Origin of the sequence: Streptomyces sp. BR123, from assembly GCF_013401435.1 — a bacterium.
Taxonomy (GTDB): Bacteria; Actinomycetota; Actinomycetes; order Streptomycetales; family Streptomycetaceae; genus Streptomyces.
This window is the reverse complement of the sequence record NZ_JACBGN010000492.1, coordinates 1-3,060: the sequence shown is the minus strand read 5'-3', so window position 1 is coordinate 3,060 and position 3,060 is coordinate 1. Positions and strand designations below refer to the sequence as shown.

Here is a 3,060-nt window from a genome sequence, read left to right as displayed (position 1 = left end):
CCGCCGCCCTCAGCCCCCTCCGAGCCGTCGCGGACGCCTGACCCGCCGCCGCAGCGCCGCCCCCGTCGACGACGGCCCGGGGATTGCTTCCCCGGGCCCTCGCCGGCTCAGCGCCCGATCAGGCTCCGGAACGCCTCGGGCGTCATCACCTGTGGTCACGCGGACGGGGCGCAGTTCGGCGGGAACCGGGATCCGCTCGCCACTCTGGTTCAGCGCGGCGGCGCACAGTTCGGCGCTCGTGTACGAGGTGCCGTCCTTGCAGTACGCGTCGCCGGACACGCCGCCCACGACCTCCATGTGGAGGCCTTGCGCCGGGTCCCACCGGGTCTCCTGCCTGGCGCCGGCCCGTGGGCCGGCAGCCGCGTTCCCTGCCCACGACTTGCCGTGGGCAGGGCGAAAGCCGACGGTGGGGGCTCCCGAGCGCGTCGTTCCCCCGGTCCGGGAACAGGCCCCGGTGGGCGTCGTTGCGGCGCCCGCCAACGTACGGCTCCCCGGCGGAACCCGAGTCGGCGGCCTGCCCGTGTTCGCCGGTTCAGGCCAGGTGGTCGGCGATCAGGTCGGCGAAGGCCTCCGGGGTGAGGACCTCCACGCCGAGCTCTGCGGCCTTGACCGCCTTCGAGCTCGGCTTGCCGCTCGCCGACGGTGCGGCGACCAGGACGGACGTCTTGGAGTTGACGCTGCTGCCCGCACGCCCGCCGGCCTTCTCGATCAGCGCGTTCATCTCCGACCGGCCGAGCCCCTCCAGGGGGCCGGCCATCTTTCCGGTGACCACGACGACCTTGCCGTCCAGCGGCCCGGCACCCTGCGCCGCCGACGGCTCCTCGGGCTCGGTCATGGTGACGCCCGCCGCGATCAGCTTGTCGATGACCGGGGCGAGGGCGGCGACCTGCTCGACGATGACCGGAGCCTTCTCCGGGCCGATCCCCTCCACGTCCTGCATCGCGGCCGCGTCGGCCTCGCGGATCGCGTCCATCGTGCCGAAGTGCCGGGCTATGCGGCGGGACATGCTGCGCCCGGTGCCGAGCACGCCCAGCGCGCAGAAGACGCGGCTGAGGGGACGGGACTTGGCGGCGGTGATCTGTTCGGCGAGCTTGGCGCCCCGCTTGGCGCTGCCTGACGCGTCGGTGAGCTGGTCGACGGTGAGGGTGAAGAGGTCGGCGACGTCGGTGACGGCGCCGGATTCGACCAGGGAGGCCACGTACGTCTTGCCGAGGCCGTCGATGTCGAGCATCTCGCGCCCCGCGGCGTACTCGATCAGCGCGGGCAGCGCGCACGAGGTGCCCTTGGCGCAGCGCCACCGCTCCTGGGCCTTGTTGATCTCGCCGCCGCAGCGGGGGCACGCCCCGGGCAGCGGCACCTGCGCCGCCCCGGCCGGGCGCAGGCGCACCACGGCCGCCTGGACGCGCGGGATGATGTCGCCGGCCTTGTACACGGTCACGGTGTCGCCGAGGTGGAGGTCGCGGCGGCGGATGTCGGCGGGGTTGTGCAGGGTGGCGCGGGTGACGGTGGTGCCGTCGATCTCGACGGGGGCGAGGATCGCGGTCGGGGCGAGGACGCCGGTCCGGCCGACCTCCCACACCACGTCCTGCAGCACCGTCTGCCGCTCGACCGCGGGCAGTTTGAACGCGATGGCCCAGTACGGGAACCGGGAGCCGAGGCCGGCCGTTTCCTGCTCGGCGGTGTCGTTCAGCTTGACGACGACGCCGTCGATGCCGACCGGCAGGCCTGCACGCATGGCGGCGATCGCGTCGATCTGCTGCTGCGCCTCGTCGAGGCCGGCGACGACGCGCAGCCCGGCGGGGGAGTCCGCGGTCGTCCGGACCCCGGCGGCGGCCACGGCGGCCAGGGCCTCGGCGTGCGTGCCCCCGCCCGGCAGGAACGTTTCGCCGTCCAGCTCGACCGCACCGTACGCCCAGAACGTCATCCGCAGCCGGTACGGCCGGTCCTTCGCCCGCAGCGTGCCCGCCGCGCCGTTGCGCGGGTTGGCGAAGACCTGCGCGCCGTGGGCGGTGCGGACCTCGTTCGCCGTCTCGAACTGCTCCTGGGTGAAGGCCACCTCGCCGCGGACCTCGACCGTGGCCGCCCCGGCCAGCTGCTCCGGGAGCCCGTCGATCTGGCCGATGACATGGCTGACGTCCTCGCCGCGGCTGCCGTCGCCGCGGGTGATGATCTGGACGAGCCGTCCGCCGCGGTACCGGGCGGCCACGGCCGCGCCGTCGATCTTCGGCTCGACGGTGAACCCGCCCTCCGGGGCCCGGCCCAGCCGGCGCTGGACGGAAGCACCCCAGGCCACCAGGCCCTCGGCGTCGAAGACGTTGTCCAGGCTGAGCAAGCGGGTGGTGTGCGCGACGTCCCCCGCCGGGGCCGCGCCGTCGGCGACGAGGCCGGTGGGGGAGTCGGCGGCGACCTCGGCCGGGTTCTCCTCCTCCCAGGCGAGGACGGCCAGCCGGAGCCGGTCGTACGCGGCGTCGTCCAGGGCGCTGTCGCCGTCGCCGTAGTACGCCTGCGAAGCCTCCCGCAGGCGCCGGAGCGCGGCCTCGTACTCGGTGCGGTCGGACATGCGGAACAGCGCCTCATCGGCGGTGAGAATCGTCATGAGGAGATCTTCGCGCGGGGGTCTGACATTGATGCGCGGCCGGGGCCGCCGAAGGCCAGGTACTGCAGGGCCCGCACCGGTTCGGTGCCGGCCGGCCACGGCGGGCTGGGACAGCATCCGGGTGACCAGCCCGGAGCAGGCCGGGAACACCGAGGCGACGATCCCGCCGACGACGGCGATGGCGGCGCCGGGTGCGCGCGCCGGGCTGGGGCAGGCGCGCCGACCCGGTCGCGGCAAGCCGGCCCTGCCGGTCCGGCCCGAGGCGGCTCCGGTCCTGCGCCGGCTCGGCCCGATGCGTCGGCGATGTGGGCGTGCTCGTGCGCCGTGGGCCGGTTGATACCAAGACCGGTCATTTCCGTCAAGCCACGCGTTCGAGTGTCGTGACGCCCCTCCACCCGTCGGGTTTATTGGAAGTACGCCCTCACCGGGAAACCCCGGAAGAGACGGGGCCGGAAACAAAATCC

The 3,060-nt window shown here is 74.2% G+C and carries 1 protein-coding gene; it reads right to left on the bottom strand.

The window, feature by feature from the left end:
- Positions 1 to 532: 532 nt before the first annotated feature.
- Positions 533 to 2,596 carry an NAD-dependent DNA ligase LigA gene (gene ligA, locus HYE82_RS35445; RefSeq protein WP_179178341.1) on the bottom strand — a complete coding sequence of 688 codons (2,064 nt, stop codon included), beginning with the start codon at positions 2,594 to 2,596 and terminating at the stop codon, positions 533 to 535.
- Between the last annotated feature and the right edge of the window lie 464 nt (positions 2,597 to 3,060).